Raw genomic sequence first — 26,415 nt, 5'->3', positions numbered from 1 at the left:
GACCAGTGGCAAAAGCCATCCAAAGTGCTAAATCCAGCAATCAGTCAATATTGCAAATTTCTACCGGACAGTTTTCACAACGATTCTTTTCCTTTAAATATTGTAGATTTTTAATCAAGATTTTACCGGATGAATCGATGGATAGAATTCCTTTTTTTCTTAACTCGCCAAGCATCCGGTTGATATATTCTCTAGTTGCACCGCAAAATCTGGCAAGTTCCTGGTTGGTGAAGGCCATATCAATCAAAATACCATCATTCCTTTGAACACCATAACTGTTAGATAAGCGGATGAGCGTTGAATACAGTGCACCCTTTTTACCGTTGAGCAGTAAGTCCCGTAATTTAGTTTGAAACTTTCTCATATGGTTGCTTACCCATTTCATCATCTCAATGGACAAATGGTGATTGATCATTAATTCTTTTTGTAATTTATCAATGTTGATGACAAATACTTCTCCGGATTCGATGATTTTTGCATTCAGTAAATACTTCGGATCATCACAAAAGAGGGTCAGTTCGCCTACGATGTCGTCCGTTCTACAAATCCGGAGCACCATCTCTTCCCCTTCTGAAGAGAGCATACTAATTTGGATCAAACCGGATTTGATTAAATACATTTCTTTCGCATCCATCCCTTGATGGAAGAGATAAGAATCTTCATGGATTGATCGAACGGTTCCGATCGATTTTAACAATTGCCGTAATTCATCAGATAACCGTTCTCTTTTATTGGACAAAGTTTGCAAAGGTTCTCCCCCCTTTACTATGATAGTTTACAAACATAACTATATTGTATCACAACGGGTAGAATTCTTTCGGGATGTTAACAATATTGTCATAGTAAAAAATACAACAGAAATGGGGCAACAGTTATGAACGATATATACCAAGGCGTTGTACTTGCAGGCGGAGAGTCACGTCGATTTGGCTCACCTAAGGCATTTGCTGAAATTGACGGTATACCTTTTTACCAGTGTTCCATCAATGCCATCCAACCGTTCTGTTCATCCATTGTGATCGTTACCAAACCGAATTTGCAAGAAAAGTTTAAAAGGGATAGACATAATGTGGCAGTTATTAATGATGTAAAAGAATTTCGAGGTCAAGGACCACTTGCTGGTCTTTATTCTGCGATGGAGTACCGGGCGTCCCCATGGTATATGGTAACACCCATTGATGTCCCTTTTGTAGAAGCTTCGATTTTTGGACAGTTAATAAAATTCATTGATAAAAATATAGACGGCATTGTACCCATTGTTTCAGGGAAAAAGCAACCATTGATTGCCATCTATAACTACTCAATTAAGGACGAAATCAGACATATGCTTGAGAATGGAGAACGATCGGTTCAGCAACTACTTGGAAAGTTCAATATTCGGTACATTCCGATGAACATAGAACAATCTTTCATCAATATTAACCGGAAAACTGATTTCTTTCAATATATCCAGCCGGAAGTTTCAATATTTGGAGAAGAACTCAAGTAGATTGGAGGTAAACGTATGGGACATTGTCATGACAGAGGCAAGCTCAAAACGGTCACTTGTGCGGTGATAACCGTTAGTGACACGCGTAATAAAGACACCGATAAAAGCGGTCAAACCATTATTGAACTGCTGAAAACTGATAACCATCATATTGGCATGTATGAAATCATTCCGGATGATGTTGCGTCAATTCAAAAAACATTGGAGACTGCCATCCATGAAGATGCGATTGATGCCGTCATTTTTAACGGTGGAACCGGAATTTCTCAGCGTGATGTAACAATAGAAGCGATTCGTCCATATTTTAAAAAAGAGTTGCCCGGTTTTGGGGAAATTTTTCGTTATTTAAGTTATCAATTTGATATCGGTTCTGCAAGCATTCTTTCCCGTGCCATAGCAGGAATAGCCAATAATCGCATTGTCTTCTCGGTGCCCGGTTCAACAGGAGCAGTGAAATTAGCGATGGAAAAGCTGATTTTACCGGAAATAAAACATGCGGTTAATGAAATTCATAAAGATTTATAAAGGGGTAAATCATTTTGGCTAAGAAAGTATATTTACTTTTATTAAGTTTGTTGATTATTCTTACCGGTTGTACAAGCCCAAAAGCTGATAGCGGAAATCAAGTTGAATTGACCATATCTGCAGCAGCGAGTATGACCGATAGCCTTTTAGAGCTCAAGGAAGGATTTGAACATCAATATCCAAACATTAAAATTAATTATAACTTTGGCGGCAGTGGTACTTTACGAAAACAAATTGAACAAGGAGCACCGATAGATATCTTTTTTTCAGCCTCAGAACAAGATTACAAGCTGTTGGATGAAGCTGGATTTATTAAAAAGGGGCAAGCCATTTTGCAAAATCATTTAGTATTGATTCAACCGGTAAATGGTGAGCTGACTTCCATCAATGATTTACTTGACTCCAATGGAAAAATTGCCCTTGGTACGCCGGATGCGGTCCCGGCCGGCACCTACGGGAAACAATCACTAGAAAATCTTGGTATTTGGGGCGATGTACAGGAGCGCTTAGTTTATACAAAGGACGTTCGGCAAGTTCTTACGTTTGTTAAAGAAAGGTCGGTCGATGCCGGCATTGTTTATGTAAGTGATACATTAGGTGAAGATCATATTGAGGTCGTTGAGCGGATTGATGATTCAACCCATGATCCAATTAAGTATTATTTTGGCATTATTGATGGAAATAAGCACGATGATGCGAAAAAAAAGGCAACCGAAAATTTTTACCACTTTATATTTCGTGATGAGAGCATGGAATTATTTAAAAAATACGGATTTGATAGAGTTGGAGATTGAAAGTTATGTCCTTGTTTTCTTACTACGTTTGACGGTTGGCAGCCCCCGGGATCTATTTTTACCTTGTATTTTTCGTCACATGGTATTTGGGATGTTCAAAGCGACACAGCCGGGCTCCCGGATCTGTCTGTACCTTGTATTTTTCGCCATTGCCAGAAATTAGGTGAATAAAAAATGAGTTTTTCTTGGTATCCGGTGCAATTATCAATTTTTGTTGCAACGGTCGCAACAATCATTACATTTTTTATCGGAATTATCGCTGTCTATTGGCTGATTTTTAAAAACTTCCGCGGGAGAGCCGCTGTCGAAACGATAATTTTTTTGCCGTTAGTCCTACCCCCAACGGTTATCGGATTTCTTTTAATTGTCATTTTCGGGAAAAACAGCCCGATAGGTCAAGCTCTTGAATGGCTAATTGGCCGAAGTATCATTTTTACCATCCCGGCAGCCGTCCTTGCAGCTTCCGTCATTGCTTTTCCATTAATGTATCAGTCCATGAAAACCGGCTTTCTCTCCATTGACCGTACGATTATTGATGCGGCCAAAGTCGACGGGGCATCAAATTGGCAATTGTTAAAATGGCAGTTAATTCCTTTATCGGCGCGGGCAATTTTTTCGGGAATTGCGTTAAGTTTTACACGGGCATTTGGCGAGTTTGGCGCTACCCTTATGTTTGCCGGCAATATTCCGGGCCACACGCAAACAATCCCGACAGCCATCTTTTTTGCAATTGAAACTGGTAACATGACGGCTGCTTGGTACTATTGTGTAATCAGTATCTTATTTTCTTTTATTCTATTGTTTTTTACGAATGATCGAAGCAAGACCAGAAATTGACTCAAATAAAGTGAAAAAACCGGCCCTTATTGATTAAGGGCGGTTTATTAGTTAATTATTCTCCTCGTTTGAAGTCTCCACTTTTGCCGCCGCTTTTTTCTAGTAGATAGGTCGGGCCGATGACCATACCTTTATCTACCGCTTTACACATATCATAGACGGTTAATGCGGTAACCGAAGCGGCAGTGAGTGCCTCCATTTCCACCCCTGTACTTCCTACCGTCTTAACCTCGGCTTGGATTAACAGTTTGTACTGCTCACCTTCAACCGGTTCCCACTCAAACGAAAGATCTACACCGGTAATGGAGATTGGGTGGCACATCGGGATTAGCGCTGATGTTTGTTTTGCCCCCATAATACCGGCAACTTGAGCAACCGCCAACACATCCCCCTTCTTGTTCTTCATTTCGGTAATATTTTCGTATACGGCTTTACTCATTAATACACTGGATATTGCAACCGCTCTTCGTGATGTTTTTTCTTTAACCGAAATGTCAACCATTTTTGCCCGGCCCTCTTCATTAAAATGGGTAAACTCAGCCACATTCATTCACCTGTCTTTTCTATTTTTTACGTTAAGAAAGTATAAATTTCCAGCAAAGAAGCGAATTCAACGTAGTTGGAAATTTTAAGAATTAAGTATAAGTGCTCTTGCGTCTTTGCCATCGCCTAAAGGCTCGGACGCCCGAGTTTTCTTTATCTACCTAATAGTATATGAAAAAATAGTGAAATTCAATTTATTTTGAGGGTTCTCCACTATGGTGTACTCCCCTACCAAATTTCCCTATCAACTCTTGAACTACGAGATCATGCAGTTAGGATTAGATAGGTATAAAATTCATTTCAACCCCACTGTTATGCGAACGGTTACACGAAATGATGGCGAAGAACCAGATAAAATTGTATAATATAGGGTATAGAACTGATGGAAAGAGGGGAAATCTGATCGTGAAGATACAAAACCCACATGATCGATTTTTTAGGGAATCAATGGGCAATGTGACAACAGCTAAGGATTTCCTCACCCATTATTTGCCCAAAAATGTCTTGCAAATTATCGACTTAAACACATTGGAACCACAAAAAGATAGCTTTATCAATCAAGAACTGGAAGAAGGTTTTTCCGATTTACTTTTCAAGGTAGACATATCCGGAAAAGAAGGTTATCTTTACTTTCTTTTTGAGCACAAAAGTTATCCGGATAAAGGGATTTCCCTTCAACTGTTGAAATATATGGTTGAAATTTGGAAAGCTAAAATGAATAAGGAAGAGCAACAGCAGCTACCGATTGTCATCCCACTCGTTATCTAACATGGAAAAACAAGTTGGTCGATTCCAACAAGCTTGGGAGCCAATCTAAATGGGTATGAAGAACTTCCAAAAGATGTCAAGGTCCATGTCCCGGATTTTGACTACATCATTTATGACTTATCCGGTTTTTCTGATGAAGAAATTAAAGGCAAAGTACAAACCCGGATTCTACTGACACTACTTCGTGATATATTCACAAAAGACATCGACGAACTCATACACTCTATTCTTAAATGTATCCACTACTTACTAGAGCTGGAAGATAAACAAACAGGCATTGAATTTTTAGAAACGATGATACGATATGTTTTTAGTGCTGCAAAATACTTAACAAAAGATGATATGAATAAAATAAGACGGGAAATTGAAACAACTTTTCCAGAGGGGAGTGAAGTAACCATGACATTAGCTGATATTTTAAGAGAAGAAGGTATGAAAAAAGGATGGGAAGAAGGATTAGAAAAAGGAATTGAAAAAGGAATTGAACTGGGGCAAGCAAAAGCATTATCTAAAACCGCTCTTCAATTGTTGACAGCAAAATTCGGCTGTTTGCCAGAGGAAATGAAAGAAGATATAAAGAAACTTGATGTCATAACATTGGAATTAATTTTGAGTAATATTTTTAATTATAATCATTTAGATGATGTGAAAAAGATCATTTCTTATTAAACATGCCAGTCCTTAATTTTTATATATAATCAAAAACCGGGGTTGAGGTTTTCCCTTCCCGGCTTTTTTGTAAGACGAAATCAAGCTGTTTTTACATTTAAAACTTGGTACCCTAATTTTTCAACAATTTTTTTCAGGTCTTCTTTGGTTACTATGCTTTCATCGAATTCGACTTTGGCCTTGCTGGAATTGAAAAGAACTTTTGCACGATTAACCCCGTCCATTTTTTCTAGCGTCCCTTGAATTTTTTTCATACAAGATGGACAAGTTAAGGTTTCTAATTGCATAACTGCTTTTGCCATGTTCATTCCTCCTTGTTATTTTGTACTTTTATTTTATATGAATTCCCTTGTAAAAAAATTGACGGGTATCAAGTTTTCTCTTAAGCCACTAATTTTTCTCTCTGCCTGCCGTCTGTTTTCCCAGCTTCACTTGCTATTTTTGTTTTAAAGCCGATTAACCGCATGGCATTTAAAATGACGACAAGGACACTTCCTTCATGAATAAACATTCCCCCGGCAAGGTGTACTTGGTCCGCCAAGACGCCCAGTAAAAGGATGACAACAACCGCTAAAGCAATAAAGATGTTTTGCCGCATATTCCGAATGGTCGCTTTCGATAAGGCAAAAGCATGGGCATATTGGGAGAGCTTATCTGCCATTAATACAACATCAGCAGTTTCCATTGAGACATCAGTTCCCCCTTCCCCCATCGCCAGTCCAATATCTGCTGTAGCAATTGCCGGCGCATCATTGATTCCATCTCCGGCCATCGCAACAATTGCCCCCTGATCCTTCAATTTTTTTACATACTCAACTTTTTCATTTGGCAACAGTTCCGCATGAAATTCATCTATCCCAAGTTCATTTGCTACGGCCTCTGCGGTATGGCGGTTATCACCGGTTAACATAATGATTCGTTTCACACCATTGGCTCGCATATCTGCTAATGCCGCCTTTGCATCATCACGAATTTGATCCGCAATAGAGATAATGGCAGCCAGTTCTCCGTTTATTCCGATAAAGATAGCGGTATTCCCTGCTTTTTCCCGTTCAATTGCATAGATACTAGCCCCGGAATTAATTTTGATTCCTTTTCCATTCATCAATTTACGGTTCCCGGCAACAATTGAATACCCGTCTACGGTTGCCGTAATCCCGTTCCCTTTAATTGCTTCACTTTCCGTTATTTGAAAACGAGACAAATCAATTCCGTTTTTTTCTGCTTCTTTAACAATTGTCTGACCTAAATGGTGTTCAGAAATGGTTTCTGCTTTTGCAATAAGCGCTAATAGTTTCCTTGTCGGCATTGAGGTCAAATTGTGAAAATCGGTTACTGTCGGTTTTCCTTTTGTTAAGGTACCGGTTTTATCAAAGACAAGGGTATCAACTTTGGCAAATTTCTCCATAATGTCACCGCCCTTTATGAGGACACCATTTTTTGCACCGTTCCCGATTCCTGCAACGGCTGACACCGGTGCCCCGATTACTAAAGCACCCGGGCATGCGATAACAAGAAAAGTAATGGCCAAATGTAAGTCACGAGTAAATGCGAAAACAAATAATGATAAAATAACAACGGCCGGTGTATAGTAATTGGCAAAACGATCCAAGAAACGTTCTGCACTCGATTTTGATTCTTGTGCTTCTTCAACGAGTTCAATAATTTTTGCAAAAGTCGTATCTTCACCGACTTTCTCAGCAATGATTTCGATATACCCGTTATCGAGAATAGAACCGCTATACACACGATCATTTTCCGCTTTATTCGCCGGTATGGATTCACCGGTGATCGCAGCTTCATTAATAAGTGCATGTCCCTTTACAATACGTCCGTCCACCGGAATTTTTCCGCCGGGTAAAACGACTAAGCGATTTCCTTCCTCAACCAAGTCAATATCTATTTCCTCCCGAGAACCGTCTGCATGTAGTAAAATTGCTTCTTGCGGTGCCATATCTACAAGTTCTTTTAATGATGAACGTGTTTTTTCTAAAGTTCTTGCTTCCAGATAGTCGCCTAATAAGAATAGGAATGTAACGACGGCTGACTCTGTATATTCCTGAATAAAAACCGCTCCAATTACTGCTATGAAGACAAGTAATTCGATACTAAAAGTTCTCATTATCATTGCCTGCCATGCTTTAATCGCTATAGGTACAATGGCGATTACAGTTGCAATAATGAGGAAACTGTTACTTAATCCACTCAAGTGAAATAACTTGGATAGAATTGCGGCGATAATCAAAGTTCCCGAAATCCACGTAATCTGGTTTTTATGTTGATTTATTTTTGCGATCATTTTAATCCCTCCAATATTTATCTTTGTCTTTATTTTAAAGAATCGGCGACGAAAAAAAATTGACCTTCATCAATATTGGTGAAACATGTTTCGTCGATAAAAATGAGGCTTCTTGCCTAAAAGTGGCGACTGATGAATTTGAGGGGAGGGCTGGTGAATTCAGGGGTTCTACTGGTGAATTCGCTGGGTGCACTGGTGATTTCTCCTTTTCTACTGTTGAATTCACTGGGTATACTGTTGAATTTTTCAATTTTATTGTTGAATTCGGATAGGGCACAATTGAGGTCCCTTATGTAGCGTCAGGCCACACCGCAGAGACTGAAAATGGTTTTTTCGTGATAGTCCCATATATACACCGCAGAAAATGACTATGGCTTTTTATATAGAAAAAAGCCCTAAGATTTGTTCTTAGGACCTCTATTCCCCATATAACAAAAGTTGATCTAAGTCATTGATTTTAATTTTCCGCTTTGGCAATTGCTCAATCAAACCTTGTTTCTCCAACTCAGTAAACTTTCGGCTTATCGTTTCCGGTGTTGTACCTAAATAGGAGGCCAGATCTTTTTTTGCCATTGGTAGTGTGATCACCGGACTATTTCCTGCCCCTTTTTCCACACAATCAGCTAAAAATGAAAGAATTCGCGATTCTACCTTTTCAATGGCCACTTGCATCGTTTGTTTTTCGGAATTCATTAGCCGCTCCGACATTTCCGAAATAATTTTTAAAGATATTTGCGGATATTCCGTTAAGTACCGTTGCAAATCTTTTTGTTTAATCAAGCATACGGATGAATCTTGAACGGCCTCGGCATAATTTTCATGTACCTCTCCCGGATGAAAAAGGGCCCACTCCCCGGTAAAGTCACCCGGATCCAAAATTCTTACCAGCTGTTCCTTACCCGTGTCGGATAGGCGGTATACCCTAATTTTCCCACTATTGACGATGTACAGGGTGTCGTCTTCATCACCGGCATGGAAAAGCATTTCTCCCTTTTTCAAGTCCAGTTTTTTCGCTGATTCGGCGATTTTATCCATTTGTTCGTCATCCAAATGGTTGAATATGGGCACGAGCCGAATACAAGAGGCGTGGTTATGACAGTGTTCATGTGCCATTGAATCCCCTCTTTCTCATGAATGATAAGATTACTCTTCTTCGTCGCCAAAAAGCTTGATTTAATAACATCATTAACCTGTTCCTCGTGAAAAATAAACTCACTGTTCCTCATCGCACAGGAAGCCCGGTTTAATATGTTCCCAGTGAAAAACAGGCTCCCTCGTCGCACATAATAACATCATTACCGTAATTTCCCATAAAAAATAAGATTACTCTTCTTCATCTTCTAAGGCCGTTTTACCCAGAAAAGCTTGCAACATCCAGATTTCTTTTTCGAGATAACCTTTAAAATCAATTAATACATCTTCCAAAACCGGTTGGTCTTGTTCCTTAGCTAATTTGATCGCACGTTGAACAACATCCCGGGTCATGCGGAAATCATCCACAATATTAGCAACCATATCATGTGCCGGTAAGTATTTATTTGCCGCACTTTCTTCTAAAAATGTGTACTTCATATTTTGTTCCGTTGTCGAAAAAGGTTTGGCATCAATTGCAAGTAAGGTTTCTGCAATTTTATCATACCAGTTTGCCGCTTCACGATACAATTGTTCAAATTTTTCATGAAGTGTTAAGAACTCTGAACCTTTCACATACCAATGATATTGATGAAGCTTTGTCCACAATATGGCCAAATTTGCAACGACATGATTCGTCATAGCTGCAGCAGTCGGATGATGATGATCATGTTCCACTTGATCTTGTTCTAATTCTTTTTTCAATGCTTCTTCGGGACTTAAGATACTCATTTCTCTTACCTCCTGTATTTTACTTACAAGTTGATTATAAGATGTCCCTTTTCAAAAAAAATTGACCTAAATCAAGAAATCAAAAATAAATCTCCTGTTGCACAAAGTCCCCGACTATGATATGTTAAAAGTAATGAAAATGAATATTCATAAAACTCTACTAGGGGCGCCGGTTGGCTGAGAAGTACCCTTTGAACCTGATCTAGTTCGTACTAGCGGAGGGAAGTAGGTTAATAAATTACAATCTACATATTTTTGTAATTTACCAAACCGCTTTCCGATCATGGAGGGCGGTTTTTTATTTCCCCTTCAGATCGATTAGTTTTCCAGGACCCTTTTTCATTAAAAAAGTGAGGGACACCGGAAACTAAACAATAAAGCTCATTACCAATATTTTTATCATTACTTACACTGACCCTACAGATCGCTGGTTCAAAGCAATCGGTTCCTCGGTAAACAAGGAGGAATTATTGTTGAAGCAAAATTTTTCAAACCGACTCTATCAAAACGTTCAACCGATTTGGGAGAAAAACCATCAGCATCCTTTTGTCGTTGGGTTGGGAACCGGGACATTAGACCGGGAAAAATTTATCTTTTATCTGAAGCAGGACTATGTATATTTAATTGACTATGCGAAGTTGTTTGCTATCGGGGTAGAGAAGGCAAATAACCTTAAAATCATGACAAAATTTGCTGCGGTTCTCCATGAAACTTTGCATTTCGAAATGGAACTGCACCGTCAATACGCTGCCGAGTTTGGAATTACCCGCGCTGATTTAGAAGCAACTGAACCAACACCAATTAACCTTGCCTATACGAGTTATATGCGAAAAGTGGCAGCCAATGGAAGCCTTGCTGAACTCGTTGCCTGTCTATTGCCGTGTGCTTGGGATTATTGGGAAATTGGGAAACTATTAAAATCAACTTATGGAGAAACGCTGGCGACAAATCCTTATAAAAAATGGATTGAAACCTACTCTTCGGAAACGTTCGGCGCTGGGACCCAGTGGTTAATTGACTTAATCGATGAATTGACAATCGAAAAATCAGAAGAGGAACTTCATACGATAGAGCAGCATTTTCAAATCACCTCAAAATATGAATATTTATTTTGGGAAATGAATGAGAAAAAACAAGACTGGCCAATCTGATTTTTTATTCGCGTCCTAAAAAACGGGAAGGATGATTCCATGAGAAAAACACAAAAAATGACGATAACCGCAATAATTGCAGCTGTGACAACTGTTTCAAGTAGCCTAGTTTATATTCCGGTAGGTTTTGCAAAAATTTTTCCGATACAACATTTTGCAAACTTACTATCGGCAGTTTTGCTCGGGCCCGGTTATGCGGTTGCACAAGCCTTTATTTCCTCACTTTTACGAAATTTGCTTGGAACGGGAAGTATTTTCGCCTTTCCGGGAAGTATGATCGGGGCATTTTTGGCAGCTTATATTTATACGAAAACAAATAAGCTTATCTTTGCCGCAGCCGGTGAGGTTATTGGCACAGGGATTCTCGGGGCCTTGGCTTGTTATCCCATCGCCGTTTTCTTACTCGGTCAAGAGGCAACTCTTTTCGGTTTTATCCCTGCCTTCACGTTAAGTTCTTTTGCAGGGGCGTTCTTCGGCTATGTATTATTAAAAGCATTGCAAAAAAATAAAGCATGGGGAGGAATCATCCATGAAAACAGCATTAACCATCGCCGGCTCTGATTCAGGCGGCGGGGCGGGAATTCAAGCCGATTTAAAGACATTTGCCGCACACGGTGTATACGGAATGTCCGTCATTACTGCAATAACCGCACAAAACACGGTTGAAGTCCGCTCTGTCCAAAATATTGATGAACAAATCATTCAAGATCAAATTGAGGCTGTTTTTGATGATTTAAAAGTGGATGCGGTCAAAATTGGGATGTTGTCCAGCCCATCGATTGTTACAACGGTTGCTGAGACACTTGCCAAATATCAACCAAACCATATTGTTCTCGATCCGGTCATGGTTTCGAAAGGTGGACATCGATTACTGGCGGAAGATGCAATTTCTGCTCTCAAGGAAGAACTGATGCCGCTTGCCGATATCATCACACCAAATATTCCGGAGGCGGAAATCTTAACAGAGCAAAAAATTTTAAACGAACTGGATATGAAGAGTGCTTGTATTTCCTTTAAAAAACTGGGCGTAAAGTCGGTGTTGCTAAAAGGCGGACACTTAAGCACCGACCCGAATGACCTCTTTTATGACGGAGAAAATTTCTATTGGGTGAAAGGCAAACGTGTCCATACAAAAAATACGCACGGAACCGGTTGTACTTTGTCCAGTGCCATCGCTGCCAACCTTGCCAAAGGGAACACATTATTAACGTCTGTGCAATTGGCAAAAGCCTATATTGAAGTGGCAATTGAGCATAGTTTGGATCTCGGAAACGGGCATGGACCAACCAACCATTTTTATGAATTATATAAACGAGCCCATCTTATGAACCAATAAAACTTAGGTAGCCGGCCTTATTCAAAGTGTTCACCGCGGTAAAGGTATGGAACGTTAGCGAGGTGGCGCAACTTATTCATAGATTAATTGGTGTTCACCAAATATTCAGTGAAGCAACCCTTATTACTTATACGAGGAGTGGTTTTTTAATGGACATATCAAAATTTCAAGCATTATTAACCAAGGTTCAGCAAAAAAATCCGCTAATCCACCAAATGACAAATAATGTAACAATTAACGACTGTGCGAATGTGACATTGGCAATTGGGGCGTCACCTGTTATGACAACAGGAAAAAACGATGTTCGTGATATGGCAAACTTAGCAGATGCCGTTGTGATTAACTTTGGCACAATTAATGATTTAATGTATGAAGCCATGTTAATAGCAGGAAAAACAGCAAATAAAAAAGGAATTCCGGTTGTTATTGATCCCGTTGGAGCGGGTGCGACGCCATACCGAACCCGAGTGATTCGTGATTTTTTTGAAAAAGTTGATGTCGCCATCGTTCGCGGAAATGTTTCAGAAATCAATGCCCTTATAAATGATGAAGGCAAAACAAGGGGCGTCGATGCCGGGGATGTCGCCGAAAGTAAACAGGTAATCGCAGAAACTACCGCTAATATGTATTCCGTGACTACTGTGATTAGCGGCGAAACAGATATTATTTCTGATGGAAAAACGACTTACGGGTTGCGTAATGGCGATCTTTTATTGACAAAAGTTACCGGAACGGGTTGTATGAGTACTGCGCTCATTGCCTCTTTTGCAGCCGTTACCGATGATTGGTTAGCTGCAAGTATCGCCGGGATGGCAGTTATGGGGATTGCAGGAGAGGTAGCAAAAAATAACTTGGAGGGTCATTTGGGACTAGGTACTTTTCGAGTAAACTTAATCGATGCCGTCTCTAATTTTGAAAATCTTTCATTATATAAACATATGAATCTTTCCAAGTTAACCGGGGTGATCTTATGACTATCGATTATCGTCTCTATTTAGTAACCGATGAAACACTGCCCAAAGATGAACTGCTTAAGAAAGTGGAGTTGGCTATTCAAGGCGGGGTAACCATTGTCCAACTGAGGGAAAAATCCGGGAACGGTAAAGTCTTTTATGAAAAGGCTGTAAAACTGAGGGAGTTAACGGAAAAATATCAAATACCGCTAATTATAAATGATCGCGTTGATATTGCCTTGGCTGTCGGAGCAGATGGGGTACATGTCGGACAGAGCGACCTCCCCGCTCCGGCGATAAGAAAAATCATTCCCTTATCAATGATTGTTGGCGTATCTGTCGGCAATCCTGAGGAAGCTCGTGAAGCAGAATTAAACGGGGCGAACTATGTCGGAGTTGGCGCTGTATTTCCAACTACTTCAAAAGCAGATGCAAAGGTGCTCCCACCCGGAATGCTGGACAAAATCTTAGAAACAATTCAAATTCCGGCAGTAGCCATTGGCGGAATCAACTTAGAAAATGTCTCAATGCTAGGCGGTAAAAACATTGCCGGCATTGCTGTCGTTTCCGGGATTATGAAAGCAAATGACCCGTTTGAAGTGGCAAAAGCCTATCGGAAACTACTCAAGTGAGGCTATGGCTGGGAAGGAAAGGTCGTTTCGAAAACTATCCTGTTCATTCAAGTGACGCTGTTCGAGACAGCTAGGACATTCGAAAACTATTCTGTTCATTCAAGTGACGCTATGTTTGAGAAAACAAGGCCATTTCGGAAACTATTCTCATAATCCACCTCTTGTCGGACTATCTTCTTGATTAGCCAAGAAGATAGTCCTACTTAATCTTACGCTGTTGTATTAACCCGATCATGAGCGGAATGAAGGCAGCAATGATAAGAACGGGCAAAAACCATACACCAAATCCCTTACCCCATTTTAATGCGATGGTTACAGATTCTAATATAATCGCAGTAAAAATAAGCGAACACATATTCTTAACCTGGTTCAACATTTTTCTGCTTAGTAAATAAAATTGCGGTGCATTGGATTCATTTAACCGACTCGGATAATTATGCACTTCCGGATGTTTTTCCAAAAATTGCATAATAATCAGTGTTATCCCGCCAATAATCGGTAAAATAATTAACTCCCATTTTGACCCCCACCGATCCACTTCACCGGCTAAATTAAAATGAGCCGGCACCTGATTCGGGAGCCGATTCCAGATGGTCAACAAAAATACGATTGAACCAATATAACAAGTATAGCCGATGACATCCCAAACCCACTCACTTTTTGTTTTCGGAATACGTATTTTTGGACGTTGAAAGTTAGACACAGTTCTCCACCTCAATCATCAATTATTAACATATATACGGTTAAATCTCTTTAAGGTTTCATTATATTGGCGGCTGTTCCCGTTGCTGAATTTTTTCAGATTTCCTATTCATTTTTATCGTCTAAACAGCAAATTAGACAAAAAGAATTTGAAAGTTGTACAATGTTTATAGGGGTTGATTCCATTTAATCACAGAAATGTAAGCACTTACAATTCTAGTAATATACAAATCTCGGCTATACAGAAAGGGGCATTCTGATGAACTACAAAAATATTACAGTCGCCGGAAGTGGAGTATTGGGCAGCCAAATTGCCTACCAAACTGCTTTTCACGGATTTCAAGTTTCTGTCTACGATATTAACGATGAAGCATTGGAACTGGCAAAAGAGAGAATCAAGAAACTAAGACCTCGTTATCAAGAAGATTTAAAGGCAACTCAAGAAGAAGTCGATGCTGCTTACGATCGTCTTTCATTTTATAGTGATTTAGCTGAAGCGGTTAAAGATGCTGATCTTGTCATTGAAGCTGTTCCGGAACGAGTTGAAATTAAAGTCGATTTTTATAAAAAATTGGCAGCGGTTGCACCCGATAAAACTGTCTTTGTGACAAACTCTTCAACCTTATTACCGAGCCAATTTGCTGAAGCAACAGGACGTCCGGAAAAATTCTTGGCTCTGCACTTTGCCAATGAAATTTGGAAAAATAATACCGCAGAAGTTATGAAACATCCCGGTACAGACATGCAATATTTTGATCAAATAATTGAATTTGCTAAAGCAATTGGAATGGTCGCTTTACCTTTATATAAGGAACAACCGGGTTATATTTTAAATTCTTTATTAGTTCCATTTTTGGAAGCTGCTCAAATGTTATTGGTAAAAGAAGTTTCCGATCCTGAAACAATTGACAAAACATGGATGATTGCCACCGGAGCTCCACTTGGACCATTTGCGATCCTCGATGTAGTAGGAATAAGAACAGCGTATAATATTACATTGGCAAAAGCCGAAGCAACGGGTAATGAAGAGTTTATGAAGCTTGCTGAATTATTAAAGAGGGAATACATTGATAAAGGAAAACTTGGGCGCGAAACAGGAGAAGGCTTTTATAAGTATCCGAACCCCAGTTTTGCCCAACCGGGATTTTTAAAAGGATAATTTTGATTAAGTTTGTTGGAAGTCGGTTCTATTGAGCCGGCTTTTTTTACTGTAAAAATATAATTTAGCGGTGATGAAAAAGCGGCCACGAGATTCGCTCTCAGGAACAATCGGTACCGATCAACCTCTAAACATGCCGTTCGTACTACTACAAGCATTACCTCCCACTAATCATAGTTTTATGCTACTTCAAAAAAATTTTTTAAAAACGATGACCATTTTTTGCAAAACCTTCTATAACAAAAATGAAGGGAGGAGGTGATAGAAATGGCAAAAGCAAATATTGTAAAAACAAGCTTCCGTGTCCTTTATGAAAATGGCCTGAATCAAAAAGGGGAACCGGTATATAAAGCAAAAAGCTATAATAACGTGAAAACAACCAGCACAGATGATCAAATTCACCAAGCAGCAACAGCCTTAGCTTCCCTGTCAAATTTGCCGTTTTATACCGTTGAACGCGACGACAAAAAGGAAATTTACGCTTAATAGTAAAAAACAACAAAAAGACGAGGAGGAAAGTGAATGGAAACAAATTTAGAACTTGTTTTTTTGGCGACTGATGGAAAAACGGTTCGCATTACAGTAAATGACCCGAAAGACGATTTAAACGAGGAAATCATTCGCAATGTTATGAATCAAATTTTGACAGCCAATGTTTTTGAAACATCAAGCGGTGCCTCTTTAGCATCGATTAAAGAAGCAAGAAAAATTAGCAAGAACACAGAAGTATTCAGTTTATAAACAGCCTGGAATCTATAATCTGACGGAAGCCGGGTCTAGTACATTGCGTACTTCCTCGGCTTTCCTTTCTATTAAATTTTGGAGGGAAAGAGAATGACTGAATGGTATTCATTAATCGGGGAAGTCGGTTTTCCGATTGTTGTGACCTTGATTCTCCTTTACCGAATTGAAACAAAGCTCGATCAAGTCATCCAATCAATCAACAACTTGCCCGATCGACTAACCAACTTATAATGACTCATAAGAAGGCTTACCCATTCATACTGCATTTAACAGCAGAAAATATTGGTGGCAGCCTTCTTAATTTTTATGCACTCAAGATAGATCCATTAGCCGTCCTTGCTGCTTCTAACTCGGCACCACCCAAGATGAAACTTTGAATCCCCGCGGCAGATCCCTGACAAAAGCCCATACCGGTAGAATCTCCTCCACATTTGGATAGAAAGGTCAACTTAACAAAAGCCAATAATTCTTTATGGGAACTCCTTGCACAATGAGATAAAATGAACCGGTAACCCTAACAAAAGCCAATAATTCTTTGAGGATACAATAGTCCTAAATTTATAAAAGATGATAATGTGCAAATCGTTCATAAAAGACAATTTTTTCTATTATGTTTTTTCCTAGTCGGCTATAACACCGCTTTCAAATGCCTCCATTTTTTCCCGTAAAAATGTTGGGACAGGCTGCGAAGTTTTTGTTTCCGGATTATAACTGACATAAATAATTTCTGCTAAAACAATCGGATTATTTTCCCCTTCTCTCGTAATTTTAAATTCCATTGTGAAACTGGTGCGGCCAAGTTTTTTTAACCGAACCCAAATATTAAGCCAATCACCGAGACGGGCAGAGGCTTTATACTCCAATGTTGTTTTTGCTACAACAAAATCAAACTTGCCTTCCTCCGCCATACCATGTAAATCAAGTCCTAAACCTTCCTCAAAATACGCAGCAATCGCAATATCTAGGTACGTTAAGTAATGTGCGTTAAAAACAATCTTTTGACCGTCAATTTCAGAATAACGAACACGTAGCCGATGACGAAACCGATAAAGATCTTCCATTGCGTCCCCCTCCTTTTCATTTATTCATAAGTATATATTATTCTTAATTTTAAATCTATTGCTTTTCACTTTCAAGCTGGTTGCCAGGGATATATCAGCCTTATAGATAGTGATAATTAGCTGACACGAAAATTTTATACACCAAAAAGCGCCTGGTTTGCGTTGATTTACGGCGAACCCATATAGGAAAAGCTTCATTTTCTGAATAGCCACGAAACACCATTCTTTTGCCTTAAAAATACGCCTTCTTAAAATGATGAATAACCTTGTTTAATTTATCAGGATAAAATTTTTATAGATTCCTTTCAACCTGTTCCTGCTTCTTTCCTTCATCCGCACCAATAAATGATTTCACCAGCTCTTTGTTTGTAAATGCCAAAACAACACATATAAATAGAATAGCTGTTCCAATTGCATAAACTTCTTGAGCACCTATTTTATCAGCCAAAATACCTACGACCCCATATGTAATAGGTATTGAAAAATTGAATGAAACAGAACTTATACTATTGATACGACCACGCATATTTGTCGGTACCATAACTTGAAAAAATGTACTCATCGGTATGTTGGTTATAATGATAGCGATACCCAATATCAAATTGCCTAAATTAGCAAAAATTAAATTGGGAGAAAAAGATATAACGAACATCCCTATACTTTGCATACCCAAACCGAAAGAAAACCACATCCCGATTTTTTTAGGAGAAACGATACCAACAAATACAGCCCCAGCCAGCAATCCAATTCCGATAAATGAATCAAATACCCCAAGAGCGGCAGCCGTTCCATTAAAGTCTTCTTTTATTAACATTGGAGGGAGTACATTGGTCGGGCCTAACGCAACATTACTTAGCATACCTATTAGAATTAAAGTCACTAGCGCTCTTTCTTTCTTGAGCCAAGTGAACCCTTCGACAATATCGTTAATTAATGAATGCTTCACTCCCTCTTGTTGATTTGGCGTATATTCATATCGAATGAATTGAATAAAAGCGAGTGATACAAAAAATGTTATGGCATTAATGGCAATGACGGTAGCTTCACCTGTATACGCAATTAATATACCGCCAACTGTGGAACCGACAAGTCTTGCTACTTGTTGAGAAGTTGACAGTAAAGAATTCGCGGTAATTAACAAATCCTTTTTGACCAATTCCGGAAGTATGGATGTATTTGAAATGCCAAACAAGTTATTACATAAGGATAAGATAATTGTAATAAAATAAATATATTGTAATTCGAAAACATCTACGAATAGTAAAACCGCAAAGACACCAGTTGTGAAAGCTTGGATGAAGTCCGAGATTTGCATTAACCATTTTCGATTCCATTTATCAATCCATACGCCAAATATCATACTGAATAATAATTGTGGTAGAAACTTTGCAACTAATATTAGTCCTACGTGGAAGGCAGATCATGTTTTCTCGTAGACCAGCCACATAAGCGCGATATTATATAGCGAATCACCAAAGTAAGAAATTGTTCGCGCAAACCACAAATTTCTGAAATTTTATTTTCAAATATAATGGATTTATTAAAATTAAAAAGCTTGCTCATTTTCACACTCTTTCTTATGTGTTTTTTTCTTAGTTCGGTTACTGTGAAACGTGTTTCATACATGGTTCTGAGTTATATCTCATTGATTTTTTAATTAAAATAAATTCAGTAACACTAATTTTTAAAGCAGTGTGTAAACGGTCATCCTTTATTTTTCGAATTATTTCTATATATTGCCAGTGCTAAACATATTACACCTCCAGCAATGACCATTAACGAACTCGCTGTAGATTCGTTTTTGATCAATAGATAAACACCAACACCAATAAGAAAAATAGGTGTTAAATAATCCAGTGCCTTTATAATCATTTAATTCGCTCCTTTATATTAAGTTTTTGGTAAAAAAATCATGTTCGTTGACTTTGGCTCTTTTAAAACACCATAATAACCTCCAAAGGCCTTTAGTTAAATTCTTACACTATTCTATTCGACAAAAACCCCGAAAATCCTTCACCTATTATTTTTTTGTTTATTCAGCAGCCCCTGCTTAACGATTTGTGGATCGGTAACAGTTTAATTATTAAACTTTAAAGTTCTATGATGGAGTATCAAGAGAATTCTTGCCCGTATACTATAATTCTTACATATTTTTTCATAGATTTCACCGCAAACTTATTTGCAACTTTCCGCAAAACTAATTGCGGAATTACTTCAGATATTTTCTCAAAAAAAGAGTGAAAACGGAACATGGTGTTGTAAAGCATTAGGGTTGGAATGAGACCCATATGGTGCACTTATAGAATTCGGGAAAAATAGTGGAATCATTTAATAACTTTACTGAACTAACGGGGCTTTAGTCGAATAAGACACTACTACAAAACAAAACTTCCAGATAATTGGAGTTCTTATTTTATCGTTAATATCAACATTAAACTTTAACAAGTGCCTGTCTCCCAATGTATTAAGTTTTAACGTGTTAACGCGCTGGAGAAAAAGCCCCAAAATTAACTATAAATCATCTAATGCAATGACTTCACCGTTCGCTGCATTCACTCCGTACTTACAATCTAATTTTCCACATAAAACATATTGTTTTTGTTTAAAGTCATATACATAGTAAGGTTTCAGCTCAAATAAGTCTCTCAGTTTTTCAAACGCTTCTTCTTTTGAAATCGTTACTTTATCAGGCCGTTGAAAGTCGTCAAGGGGTTTTAGCATCAGTTCGCTATCCATATAATTTACAGCTTGAAAGCTCTTTGGATCAATCCAAACCTTTATTTTCCGTTGAAACACTTGATATTCTTGTTTAACGGCTTTCAGTGTAGCGTGAATATACCCTTTATCCCGATAAAGATGTTTTAGTACCCAATTTCCTGAATCACTTGGATACTCCTGCCGCAAAAAATCTGTAACTGCCTTTATACATTTCTCTTGTTCTTCCCCAGTAATGGGGAATGAATCGGGAGAAGGCTCACATGAAAATGCTTGTTCTGCTAAAATATCTTCAATCCATTTTATCTCTTTCGCTTGAAAAGGTTCATTAATAGGTTCATCCCAAAAAATCGTTTGTTCCATTGTCAAAAAATATCTTTCATCCGCAAAAAATTCAAATGGAATCGTAGCTCCCCCATCATTTGTAACAAAAATCTCTTCCAATCCATATATAGGATATAATTTTTTTTGTTCATAGGAGGGGTATTCAATCAATTTCAATTGTTCCATTTTCAAATCTTCTAATTGATCAAGAGAAAGGGAGTAGTTTTCTTCTTTTACCGGCTCTTTTGAAGGAAATTGACCATTTATAGAAAATAAAGTGAGCTTTCCTTCTTCATTAAATTTGATGTCAATATATCCTGGCGGTGAAACATCAACACCATCAAGGCATGCCATAAAAGTAAGTTCGCCTTCTTGTTCTCTTTTCAATTGGAATTGTATTCCGTACATGAGTCCTGTTTTATCCTCAATCCATTTTATGATGGCTTCCATATTAAGATGGCTAAACTTAACTCCATCCTCTGCATATGAAATACCTCCTGCAAAAATGGCACGCGTAAATTTACGACTTTTCACATTTATTTCAATACCGGCTGCACCATTTGGGTTCGTCTCATCATCCTCATGTACAGTTATATGATTAGGAAACCACTCCATGGATAATGTATAAACCGTCTCATTAATGGTATTTACACTCCGATAGAACTCATATCTTTGTAAATAATAGTGATTTAATCCAAATGTTGTTTTTGCCAAATCAATTAGTTCTTTTAACTGTGAATCCATTCGATTTCCTCCATTTGTGTGGCCTATTCCTCGGTTTATTAAAGTGATGGGAGACAGAAAAGTTCTATGATGGAGTATCAAGAGGGTTCTTGGTCGTATACTAAATTCTTGCATATTTTTCCATAAATTTCACCGCAAACTTATTTGCAATTTTCCGCAAAACTAATTGCGGAATTGCATTAGATATTTTTTCCATTAAAAAACTCGTGCGTCCGAGCCTTTTTGGCATAGACAAGTATATAGTCATGACTTACTGAAAAATTCTTTTTTAAATTTACAGGTGCATATGCTCTTTCCCAAATGACTTGAGCAAGAAAGTTATCTTCTCCAATAATTTCATTACATATCATTTTTAACTTTTCTTGTTCACTATCGTCGATGCTTATAAAAATAACTCCATCTTCTGAAAGCAAATTTCATGCTAACTTTAAACGGGGATACATCATATTCAACCAATCAGTATGGTACCTACCATTAGATTCTGTATTTGCTTTCATATTTTGTTTGGTTATTTCTTTATAATTTTGAATATTATCTCGGAAATCATCTGGGTAAATAAAATCATTTCCTGTATTGTATGGAGGGTCAATGTATATCAATTTAACCTTACCAAAATAGGATTTCTGAAGAAGTTTTAATACTTCCAAATTATCCCCTTCAATGTAAAGATTTTCTGTTGTATCCCAATTCTTACTTGATTCCTTATCTGGTCGTAATGTTCCAGTTGAAGGTGTTTGCGCTAATTTCAAGCTTTGTGCTTTACCGTGCCATATGAATTCGTATCTTTCATTATTCGTTTCAATTTCTTCCCCTAAAACTAGCTTCAACTTATCAAAATCAACCTTCCCTTCTGTGATCACTTCAGGAAACAGTTGCTTTAATGCATTGATATTTTCTTTTGTAAGATCAAGTGATTTACCGTCAAGCTTTTCCATGCCTCATTTCTCCTTTACCTCAATAATTGCTTCTTTATCTGTTCCAACTCTTTTATTAATTGTTGAACGTTAATATTTAACTCAACCTTTTTATTAAATTGCGATTCCTTTTTTATTGCAGTTTTTAATCGTGTTATTGTTTGTTCAATTTCTTGGATTTGCTGGATTAATGCTTGTTGGGCTTTTCTTTGTTTAGCATCTTTAATGATCTTGAAGGTTCCAATCGTTTTCGTGTTTTCAAATGCCTCTACGGCTATATCAATGTCTTTATAGAATTCATAAAAGTTGTTGAAATTTAATTTGATTAGTTGTATTGTATGGATTGAAGGAAATCAGAAACGATAGGTTTACCCCAAACAAGTAGTTCTTTATAATACTCCATTTTTCTTCCTTTGTTTGTTTCCTTATTGAATAATGCATATAATTCAATAATTCTTCAGCTGCTTCATGTACTGCCAAGGCTTCGAATGTTTTCCCGAGACCTACACTATCCGCAATTATGCAACCACCATATGTTTCAATTTTATTTATAGCCCTTACTACACCATCTTTTTGGAAGTTATAGAATTTATTCCAAATGATAGTATTTTCAAATCCGGTTTTTCCCTGTAACGCACGAAAATCCCGGTTACCATCCAAAAAAATCCTTGAATAGATTATAAAGGGTTACGCAATATATAAATTCCGGTGAATTTTCTTTATACAGCAACTCTACTTTATTTAAAAAATTTTCTTTTGGATTGTACCGACTAAACCGGTTTGTTTGTTATCAATAATTCCTTTAGACATTATACTGAGCGCTCCTACCACGACTGTTTTGATAGTTCAATTTTACCATAAACGCAAAGTTAAATTTATATTAATTTTATCTATAACCAGCCTCTGGGGTGTTTTAAAATGTCGAATTGAAATTACTTTTTGCAAAATGTTTATAGGAGTACGAATAAAAGGAAACCATATTATTTGTATCCAGTCGCTTAAATAACCATAACTTTTAGGTTCCCATCCCCACCGGCAAAAAGTAGGACAGGTTATCGGTAATGGCATTCCCAATACGAATCCCGAGAGCTCCTGCCCTGCCGTTCAATAGGAAACTGCCGATGATATAATGTCCCTGCTGTCTTCCTTTCAGCGATTGAAACTCCCGCACAGGCAGTTCAACAAATTCCTGATACAAACTTGGATAATTTGTATAATCCTTCCCGGCATCCTCCATTATCTTCGTTCCGTTCGGCCCATAAATTTCCACCGTGTTTCCTTCCCGTCCAAACACCGGTTTTTTCACAAATTTTTTCCCTGCTGTCGCTAATTGATCCGGTTCCAAGTAAGATGGTAAAAAATAGGCCTCAATCTTGTTTCGATCAAAAATATATGTTCAAGGTCAATGATTATTCTGGTTTAATCATTGAATGAAACTGTTTTACAAGTTTCCTATGGTAAAAATATTTGAATTAATAAAAATAAGCGTTGACAAAATTGGTTGTACACATATATATTGTATATAATAAATAAAGTTTGCCTAATGCAAAAATGGGGAGGAAGGAAACATGATTACTTTTTCTAAAAAATTTTGGGGGATTATTTTATTATGTTGCACATTTTTACTTGCTGCTTGTAACGACAAGTCAGCAACAAACAACGAACAAAAAAATACAGGGAAGGATAACAATAAAAAAATCACTGTTGTCACAACGATTGCACAAATTGGTGAGCCACTTTCCGTTATTGGCGGAGACCGCGTGGAAGTAAAAAGTTTAATGGGGCCTTCTGTTGACCCTCACTTATACCAGGCAACCCACGGGGATATTCAGACGCTTGAGAATGCCGATGTCGTCTTTTATAACGGTCTTCATCTGGAAGCAAATATGGTTGACATATTTGAAGAAATTGAAAAATCCAAACCTGTACTGGCCATCGGAGAAACAATTGATAAATCGAAACTTTTGCATGATGAAAATAATGCTGTGGACCCACATATTTGGTTTGACATTGATCTTTGGCAACAAGCTTTAGATGCAGCAGTGGATCAATTAAAGGAATATTCTCCTGAAAATACAAGTTATTTTGAGGAAAATAAGGTGAAGTATTTTGAAAAACTGCAGCAATTGAAAGAGGACGCAAAGAAACTTACGGAAATTCCTGAAGAGCAGCGCATTCTTGTGACCGCACATGATGCTTTCGGGTATTTCGGACGTATGCATCATATGAAAGTGGTCGGCTTGCAAGGGCTTAGCACAGATGGAGAAATCGGGATATCCGATATTCAAAATACGATCGATACCATTGTTAAGTATAAAGTACCGGCAGTTTTTGTTGAAAGTAGTATTAATGAGAGCTCCATCAAAGCTGTTATTGAAGGAGCCAAAAAACAAGGAGTTCCTATTCAATTAGGAGGAGAACTTTTCTCGGATGCGATGGGGAAAGCCGGTACGGAAGAAGGAACGTATCTAGGAATGTATCGCCATAATATCGATACAATTTACACCGCATTAAAAGGAGGCTCAAATACAAATGAATGAAGTCGTCCTTGAAGTCAAAAATTTAACGGCCGCTTATCAAAAAAATACGGTTTTACGAGATGTCAATTTTCAAGTTGAGGCGGGTTCATTAACAGGTATTGTTGGACCAAACGGAGCTGGTAAATCGACTTTAATAAAAACGATGTTAGCGCTCCATCCGGTTTTATCCGGCGAAGTTCATTTTTTTGGTTCCACTTATAAAAAAGTGAAAAAACGGATTGGCTATGTCCCGCAAAGAGGGTCTGTTGATTGGGATTTCCCGACCATTGCACTTGATGTAGTAATGATGGGATTATACGGTCAAATCGGTTGGCTGCGACGCCCGACGAAAACCCATCAAAGAATGGCTTTTGAGGCTTTGGACAAAATGGGCATGGCTGATTACGCCAACCGGCAAATCAGCCAACTTTCCGGGGGACAACAGCAGCGGGTATTTTTAGCCCGTGCGTTAGTACAAAATGCAGACATCTATTTCATGGATGAACCGTTAGCCGGAGTCGACGCCGCTACCGAACGGGCCATTATGAAAATACTGGATGAACTTAAAGCGGCAGGGAAAACAGTGATGGTTGTTCATCATGATTTACAGACTGTTGCAGATTATTTTGACCATGTACTTTTCTTAAATCGCACGGTCATTAAGCATGGCAAAACAAATGACGTTTATACAGAGGATAATATAGCCACTACGTATGGCGGCAGTATCCGTTTGATCGGGGGGAGAATAGGAAATGTGGTCCATCCTGTTAAACAGTAATACACAATGGGTTTTATTGAGTACAGCAATATTAGGGATTGCGGCCGGGACGATCGGCTCCCTTGCTTATTGGAAACGGCAAAGTTTAATGAGCGACGCCCTTGCCCATGCCGCCCTTCCCGGTGTTATCATTGCCTTTCTCTTGTTTAAAGTAAAACATTTATTTGTTCTAATTACCGGGGCAGCGATTAGTGCAGTTATCGGAGCATTTTTTATCCAAGGCATTCGCTCTTCAACAAGAATTAAAGAAGATACGGCAATGGGGATGATTTTATCAATCTTTTACGGCTTTGGGATTATGCTTTTAACGATTGCTAACCGAACAAGCGGGAACCAAAGCGGCTTAAATAACTTCATCCTGGGTCAATCCGCTTCCATGGTGCAATCAGATGTGTGGACAATGTCCATTCTTGCCATTTTGGTTGTTTCAATTGTTGTTATTGGATTTAAGGAATGGAAAATCTATTTATTTGATCGCCAGTTTGCCAGTGGGCTCGGTTTGCCGTTAAAAGGAATGGATGTGGTGTATACGATTCTTCTGGTAACAACCATTGTCGTTGGTATTCAAGCAGTCGGTGTTATCCTTATCGCAGCACTTCTTATTATTCCGGCAGTCAGTGCCCGTTATTGGACACATTCTTTTCAAGCGATGGTTATCATTTCAGCCCTATTTGGCGGTGCATCCGGTACGATTGGTACGCTTATTAGTGCAATCGGCAACGGTTGGCCAACAGGACCATTTATTGTTGTTTTGGCAGCGAGCTTTTTTATCATCTCGTTAATTTTTGGAAAAGAAAAAGGAATTCTTGTTCAATATTGGCAAATGAAGCGCCATAAAAAACAGGAAATCATCCAATCGATCCCCACCTCTGTTTTGAAAAAGGAGGTTCAATAGA

29 protein-coding genes, 3 pseudogenes and 1 riboswitch are annotated in these 26,415 nt (G+C 38.3%); of the genes and pseudogenes, 17 read left to right on the top strand and 15 right to left on the bottom strand.

Going from position 1 to position 26,415, the window contains the following annotated elements; translation table 11 throughout:
• Positions 1-40: 40 nt before the first annotated feature.
• A complete protein-coding gene (locus BT1A1_RS01695; RefSeq protein ID WP_034767420.1) occupies positions 41-748 on the bottom strand; it encodes a Crp/Fnr family transcriptional regulator in 708 nt (235 codons plus the stop codon).
• Positions 749-874: 126 nt separating this feature from the next.
• Between BT1A1_RS01695 and mobA the strand changes: the two genes are divergently transcribed.
• From mobA to modB, 4 genes are all read left to right on the top strand, one after another.
• A complete protein-coding gene (gene mobA, locus BT1A1_RS01690) occupies positions 875-1,489 on the top strand; it encodes a molybdenum cofactor guanylyltransferase (protein WP_051988951.1) in 615 nt (204 codons plus the stop codon).
• A gap of 15 nt (positions 1,490-1,504) precedes the next feature.
• A complete protein-coding gene (locus BT1A1_RS01685; protein ID WP_034767418.1) occupies positions 1,505-2,014 on the top strand; it encodes a MogA/MoaB family molybdenum cofactor biosynthesis protein in 510 nt (169 codons plus the stop codon).
• A 14-nt stretch (positions 2,015-2,028) separates the two neighbouring features.
• Entirely contained in the window at positions 2,029-2,808 is a 780-nt protein-coding gene (modA, locus tag BT1A1_RS01680; protein ID WP_051988950.1) for a molybdate ABC transporter substrate-binding protein, read from the top strand.
• A 174-nt stretch (positions 2,809-2,982) separates the two neighbouring features.
• Positions 2,983-3,645, top strand: coding sequence for a molybdate ABC transporter permease subunit (modB, locus tag BT1A1_RS01675; RefSeq protein WP_034767414.1), 663 nt, complete (start codon positions 2,983-2,985; stop codon positions 3,643-3,645).
• A 55-nt stretch (positions 3,646-3,700) separates the two neighbouring features.
• Here modB and moaC read toward each other — a convergent pair whose 3' ends face one another.
• Entirely contained in the window at positions 3,701-4,189 is a 489-nt protein-coding gene (moaC, locus tag BT1A1_RS01670; RefSeq protein ID WP_108897370.1) for a cyclic pyranopterin monophosphate synthase MoaC, read from the bottom strand.
• A gap of 332 nt (positions 4,190-4,521) precedes the next feature.
• On the opposite strand from moaC, the pseudogene BT1A1_RS01665 reads away from it, so the two are divergent.
• Positions 4,522-5,625: pseudogene (locus BT1A1_RS01665) on the top strand (Rpn family recombination-promoting nuclease/putative transposase).
• 80 nt (positions 5,626-5,705) lie between these two features.
• On the opposite strand, the gene BT1A1_RS01660 reads toward BT1A1_RS01665, so the two are convergent.
• The 4 genes from BT1A1_RS01660 to BT1A1_RS01640 form a co-directional block, all read right to left on the bottom strand.
• On the bottom strand, positions 5,706-5,927 hold the full coding sequence (locus BT1A1_RS01660) for a heavy-metal-associated domain-containing protein (RefSeq protein WP_034767410.1): 222 nt from the start codon (positions 5,925-5,927) through the stop codon (positions 5,706-5,708).
• An 80-nt stretch (positions 5,928-6,007) separates the two neighbouring features.
• Positions 6,008-7,924 (bottom strand): heavy metal translocating P-type ATPase, encoded by a 1,917-nt coding sequence (locus BT1A1_RS01655; RefSeq protein WP_034767408.1) that lies wholly within the window; start codon positions 7,922-7,924, stop codon positions 6,008-6,010.
• A gap of 417 nt (positions 7,925-8,341) precedes the next feature.
• Entirely contained in the window at positions 8,342-9,037 is a 696-nt protein-coding gene (locus BT1A1_RS01645) for a Crp/Fnr family transcriptional regulator (RefSeq protein ID WP_161792937.1), read from the bottom strand.
• Between the two features lie 210 nt (positions 9,038-9,247).
• Positions 9,248-9,787, bottom strand: a complete 540-nt coding sequence (locus BT1A1_RS01640; protein WP_034767400.1) for a Dps family protein — start codon at positions 9,785-9,787, stop codon at positions 9,248-9,250.
• Between the two features lie 152 nt (positions 9,788-9,939).
• Positions 9,940-10,028, top strand: a riboswitch (TPP riboswitch).
• A gap of 199 nt (positions 10,029-10,227) precedes the next feature.
• Between BT1A1_RS01640 and tenA the strand changes: the two genes are divergently transcribed.
• The 5 genes from tenA to thiE all read left to right on the top strand — a co-directional run bounded on the left by tenA (position 10,228) and on the right by thiE (position 13,859).
• A complete protein-coding gene (tenA, locus tag BT1A1_RS01635; RefSeq protein WP_231553258.1) occupies positions 10,228-10,938 on the top strand; it encodes a thiaminase II in 711 nt (236 codons plus the stop codon).
• 39 nt (positions 10,939-10,977) lie between these two features.
• A complete protein-coding gene (gene thiW, locus BT1A1_RS01630) occupies positions 10,978-11,499 on the top strand; it encodes an energy coupling factor transporter S component ThiW (protein ID WP_034767395.1) in 522 nt (173 codons plus the stop codon).
• A complete protein-coding gene (thiD, locus tag BT1A1_RS01625; protein ID WP_034767393.1) occupies positions 11,468-12,274 on the top strand; it encodes a bifunctional hydroxymethylpyrimidine kinase/phosphomethylpyrimidine kinase in 807 nt (268 codons plus the stop codon). The genes thiW and thiD overlap by 32 nt, the downstream gene beginning before the upstream one ends.
• 149 nt (positions 12,275-12,423) lie before the next feature.
• The gene (thiM, locus tag BT1A1_RS01620) at positions 12,424-13,248 is read left to right on the top strand and encodes a hydroxyethylthiazole kinase (RefSeq protein WP_034767390.1); all 825 of its coding nucleotides are present in this window, start codon (positions 12,424-12,426) and stop codon (positions 13,246-13,248) included.
• The gene (gene thiE, locus BT1A1_RS01615) at positions 13,245-13,859 is read left to right on the top strand and encodes a thiamine phosphate synthase (RefSeq protein ID WP_034767388.1); all 615 of its coding nucleotides are present in this window, start codon (positions 13,245-13,247) and stop codon (positions 13,857-13,859) included. Before thiM ends, thiE begins: the two co-directional genes overlap by 4 nt.
• Before the next feature lie 199 nt (positions 13,860-14,058).
• Here thiE and BT1A1_RS01610 read toward each other — a convergent pair whose 3' ends face one another.
• Positions 14,059-14,562 carry an SdpI family protein gene (locus BT1A1_RS01610; RefSeq protein ID WP_034767385.1) on the bottom strand — a complete coding sequence of 168 codons (504 nt, stop codon included), beginning with the start codon at positions 14,560-14,562 and terminating at the stop codon, positions 14,059-14,061.
• A 258-nt stretch (positions 14,563-14,820) separates the two neighbouring features.
• Here BT1A1_RS01610 and BT1A1_RS01605 point away from each other — a divergent pair, with 258 nt between their 5' ends.
• The 4 genes from BT1A1_RS01605 to BT1A1_RS01590 all read left to right on the top strand — a co-directional run bounded on the left by BT1A1_RS01605 (position 14,821) and on the right by BT1A1_RS01590 (position 16,695).
• Positions 14,821-15,720 carry a 3-hydroxyacyl-CoA dehydrogenase gene (locus BT1A1_RS01605; RefSeq protein WP_034767383.1) on the top strand — a complete coding sequence of 300 codons (900 nt, stop codon included), beginning with the start codon at positions 14,821-14,823 and terminating at the stop codon, positions 15,718-15,720.
• 267 nt (positions 15,721-15,987) lie between these two features.
• The gene (locus BT1A1_RS01600; protein ID WP_034767381.1) at positions 15,988-16,206 is read left to right on the top strand and encodes a DUF1659 domain-containing protein; all 219 of its coding nucleotides are present in this window, start codon (positions 15,988-15,990) and stop codon (positions 16,204-16,206) included.
• A gap of 36 nt (positions 16,207-16,242) precedes the next feature.
• Positions 16,243-16,461, top strand: a complete 219-nt coding sequence (locus BT1A1_RS01595) for a DUF2922 domain-containing protein (RefSeq protein ID WP_034767378.1) — start codon at positions 16,243-16,245, stop codon at positions 16,459-16,461.
• Positions 16,462-16,554: 93 nt separating this feature from the next.
• Positions 16,555-16,695, top strand: a complete 141-nt coding sequence (locus tag BT1A1_RS01590; RefSeq protein ID WP_034767376.1) for a YvrJ family protein — start codon at positions 16,555-16,557, stop codon at positions 16,693-16,695.
• Between the two features lie 389 nt (positions 16,696-17,084).
• Here BT1A1_RS01590 and BT1A1_RS01585 read toward each other — a convergent pair whose 3' ends face one another.
• The 8 genes and pseudogenes from BT1A1_RS01585 to BT1A1_RS01560 all read right to left on the bottom strand — a co-directional run bounded on the left by BT1A1_RS01585 (position 17,085) and on the right by BT1A1_RS01560 (position 23,594).
• A complete protein-coding gene (locus BT1A1_RS01585) occupies positions 17,085-17,525 on the bottom strand; it encodes an acyl-CoA thioesterase (RefSeq protein WP_034767374.1) in 441 nt (146 codons plus the stop codon).
• A gap of 292 nt (positions 17,526-17,817) precedes the next feature.
• A pseudogene (locus tag BT1A1_RS01580) lies at positions 17,818-18,930 on the bottom strand (MFS transporter); the annotation flags it as partial.
• Positions 18,931-19,229: 299 nt separating this feature from the next.
• On the bottom strand, positions 19,230-19,397 hold the full coding sequence (locus tag BT1A1_RS18380; protein WP_156103138.1) for a hypothetical protein: 168 nt from the start codon (positions 19,395-19,397) through the stop codon (positions 19,230-19,232).
• A gap of 639 nt (positions 19,398-20,036) precedes the next feature.
• Positions 20,037-21,308: a hypothetical protein gene (locus BT1A1_RS01575; protein WP_034767371.1), complete on the bottom strand. Its 1,272-nt coding sequence runs from the start codon at positions 21,306-21,308 to the stop codon at positions 20,037-20,039.
• Positions 21,309-21,535: 227 nt separating this feature from the next.
• A pseudogene (locus tag BT1A1_RS01570) lies at positions 21,536-22,243 on the bottom strand (site-specific DNA-methyltransferase); the annotation flags it as partial.
• 14 nt (positions 22,244-22,257) lie between these two features.
• On the bottom strand, positions 22,258-22,500 hold the full coding sequence (locus BT1A1_RS19610) for a DUF4391 domain-containing protein (protein ID WP_396234625.1): 243 nt from the start codon (positions 22,498-22,500) through the stop codon (positions 22,258-22,260).
• Between the two features lie 19 nt (positions 22,501-22,519).
• A complete protein-coding gene (locus tag BT1A1_RS19555; protein WP_034767369.1) occupies positions 22,520-22,882 on the bottom strand; it encodes a hypothetical protein in 363 nt (120 codons plus the stop codon).
• A 355-nt stretch (positions 22,883-23,237) separates the two neighbouring features.
• On the bottom strand, positions 23,238-23,594 hold the full coding sequence (locus BT1A1_RS01560; protein ID WP_269147475.1) for a glutathionylspermidine synthase family protein: 357 nt from the start codon (positions 23,592-23,594) through the stop codon (positions 23,238-23,240).
• 196 nt (positions 23,595-23,790) lie between these two features.
• Between BT1A1_RS01560 and BT1A1_RS01555 the strand changes: the two genes are divergently transcribed.
• The 3 genes from BT1A1_RS01555 to BT1A1_RS01545 are packed head-to-tail and all read left to right on the top strand — an operon-like array spanning position 23,791 to position 26,414.
• Complete coding sequence (locus BT1A1_RS01555; protein ID WP_034767365.1) at positions 23,791-24,762, top strand: metal ABC transporter solute-binding protein, Zn/Mn family; 972 nt, start codon at positions 23,791-23,793, stop codon at positions 24,760-24,762.
• Positions 24,755-25,519: a metal ABC transporter ATP-binding protein gene (locus tag BT1A1_RS01550; protein ID WP_034767363.1), complete on the top strand. Its 765-nt coding sequence runs from the start codon at positions 24,755-24,757 to the stop codon at positions 25,517-25,519. The genes BT1A1_RS01555 and BT1A1_RS01550 overlap by 8 nt, the downstream gene beginning before the upstream one ends.
• On the top strand, positions 25,494-26,414 hold the full coding sequence (locus BT1A1_RS01545) for a metal ABC transporter permease (RefSeq protein WP_034767360.1): 921 nt from the start codon (positions 25,494-25,496) through the stop codon (positions 26,412-26,414). Before BT1A1_RS01550 ends, BT1A1_RS01545 begins: the two co-directional genes overlap by 26 nt.
• Position 26,415: the final 1 nt, after the last annotated feature.

It is taken from the genome of Caldibacillus thermoamylovorans (genome assembly GCF_000751775.1).
GTDB lineage: Bacteria > Bacillota > Bacilli > Bacillales > Caldibacillaceae > Caldifermentibacillus > Caldifermentibacillus hisashii.
The sequence above is the reverse complement of the archived record's forward strand: the minus strand, read 5'-3'. Positions and strand labels throughout refer to the sequence as shown.

Excerpts from the sequence above, each read along its gene's own strand:
- BT1A1_RS01660 (WP_034767410.1), bottom strand. The coding sequence starts at position 5,927 with ATGGCAAAAGCAGTTATGCAATTAGAAACCTTAACTTGTCCATCTTGT.
- thiE (WP_034767388.1), top strand. The coding sequence starts at position 13,245 with ATGACTATCGATTATCGTCTCTATTTAGTAACCGATGAAACACTGCCC.
- BT1A1_RS01655 (WP_034767408.1), bottom strand. The coding sequence starts at position 7,924 with ATGATCGCAAAAATAAATCAACATAAAAACCAGATTACGTGGATTTCG.
- BT1A1_RS01685 (WP_034767418.1), top strand. The coding sequence starts at position 1,505 with ATGGGACATTGTCATGACAGAGGCAAGCTCAAAACGGTCACTTGTGCG.
- BT1A1_RS01600 (WP_034767381.1), top strand. The coding sequence starts at position 15,988 with ATGGCAAAAGCAAATATTGTAAAAACAAGCTTCCGTGTCCTTTATGAA.
- mobA (WP_051988951.1), top strand. The coding sequence starts at position 875 with ATGAACGATATATACCAAGGCGTTGTACTTGCAGGCGGAGAGTCACGT.
- BT1A1_RS18380 (WP_156103138.1), bottom strand. The coding sequence starts at position 19,397 with ATGATTATAAAGGCACTGGATTATTTAACACCTATTTTTCTTATTGGT.
- BT1A1_RS01605 (WP_034767383.1), top strand. The coding sequence starts at position 14,821 with ATGAACTACAAAAATATTACAGTCGCCGGAAGTGGAGTATTGGGCAGC.
- thiM (WP_034767390.1), top strand. The coding sequence starts at position 12,424 with ATGGACATATCAAAATTTCAAGCATTATTAACCAAGGTTCAGCAAAAA.
- BT1A1_RS01545 (WP_034767360.1), top strand. The coding sequence starts at position 25,494 with ATGTGGTCCATCCTGTTAAACAGTAATACACAATGGGTTTTATTGAGT.
- BT1A1_RS01595 (WP_034767378.1), top strand. The coding sequence starts at position 16,243 with ATGGAAACAAATTTAGAACTTGTTTTTTTGGCGACTGATGGAAAAACG.
- modB (WP_034767414.1), top strand. The coding sequence starts at position 2,983 with ATGAGTTTTTCTTGGTATCCGGTGCAATTATCAATTTTTGTTGCAACG.
- thiW (WP_034767395.1), top strand. The coding sequence starts at position 10,978 with ATGAGAAAAACACAAAAAATGACGATAACCGCAATAATTGCAGCTGTG.
- thiD (WP_034767393.1), top strand. The coding sequence starts at position 11,468 with ATGAAAACAGCATTAACCATCGCCGGCTCTGATTCAGGCGGCGGGGCG.
- BT1A1_RS01575 (WP_034767371.1), bottom strand. The coding sequence starts at position 21,308 with ATGGATTCACAGTTAAAAGAACTAATTGATTTGGCAAAAACAACATTT.
- BT1A1_RS01585 (WP_034767374.1), bottom strand. The coding sequence starts at position 17,525 with ATGGAAGATCTTTATCGGTTTCGTCATCGGCTACGTGTTCGTTATTCT.
- BT1A1_RS01550 (WP_034767363.1), top strand. The coding sequence starts at position 24,755 with ATGAATGAAGTCGTCCTTGAAGTCAAAAATTTAACGGCCGCTTATCAA.
- BT1A1_RS01640 (WP_034767400.1), bottom strand. The coding sequence starts at position 9,787 with ATGAGTATCTTAAGTCCCGAAGAAGCATTGAAAAAAGAATTAGAACAA.
- BT1A1_RS01555 (WP_034767365.1), top strand. The coding sequence starts at position 23,791 with ATGATTACTTTTTCTAAAAAATTTTGGGGGATTATTTTATTATGTTGC.
- BT1A1_RS01645 (WP_161792937.1), bottom strand. The coding sequence starts at position 9,037 with ATGGCACATGAACACTGTCATAACCACGCCTCTTGTATTCGGCTCGTG.
- BT1A1_RS01590 (WP_034767376.1), top strand. The coding sequence starts at position 16,555 with ATGACTGAATGGTATTCATTAATCGGGGAAGTCGGTTTTCCGATTGTT.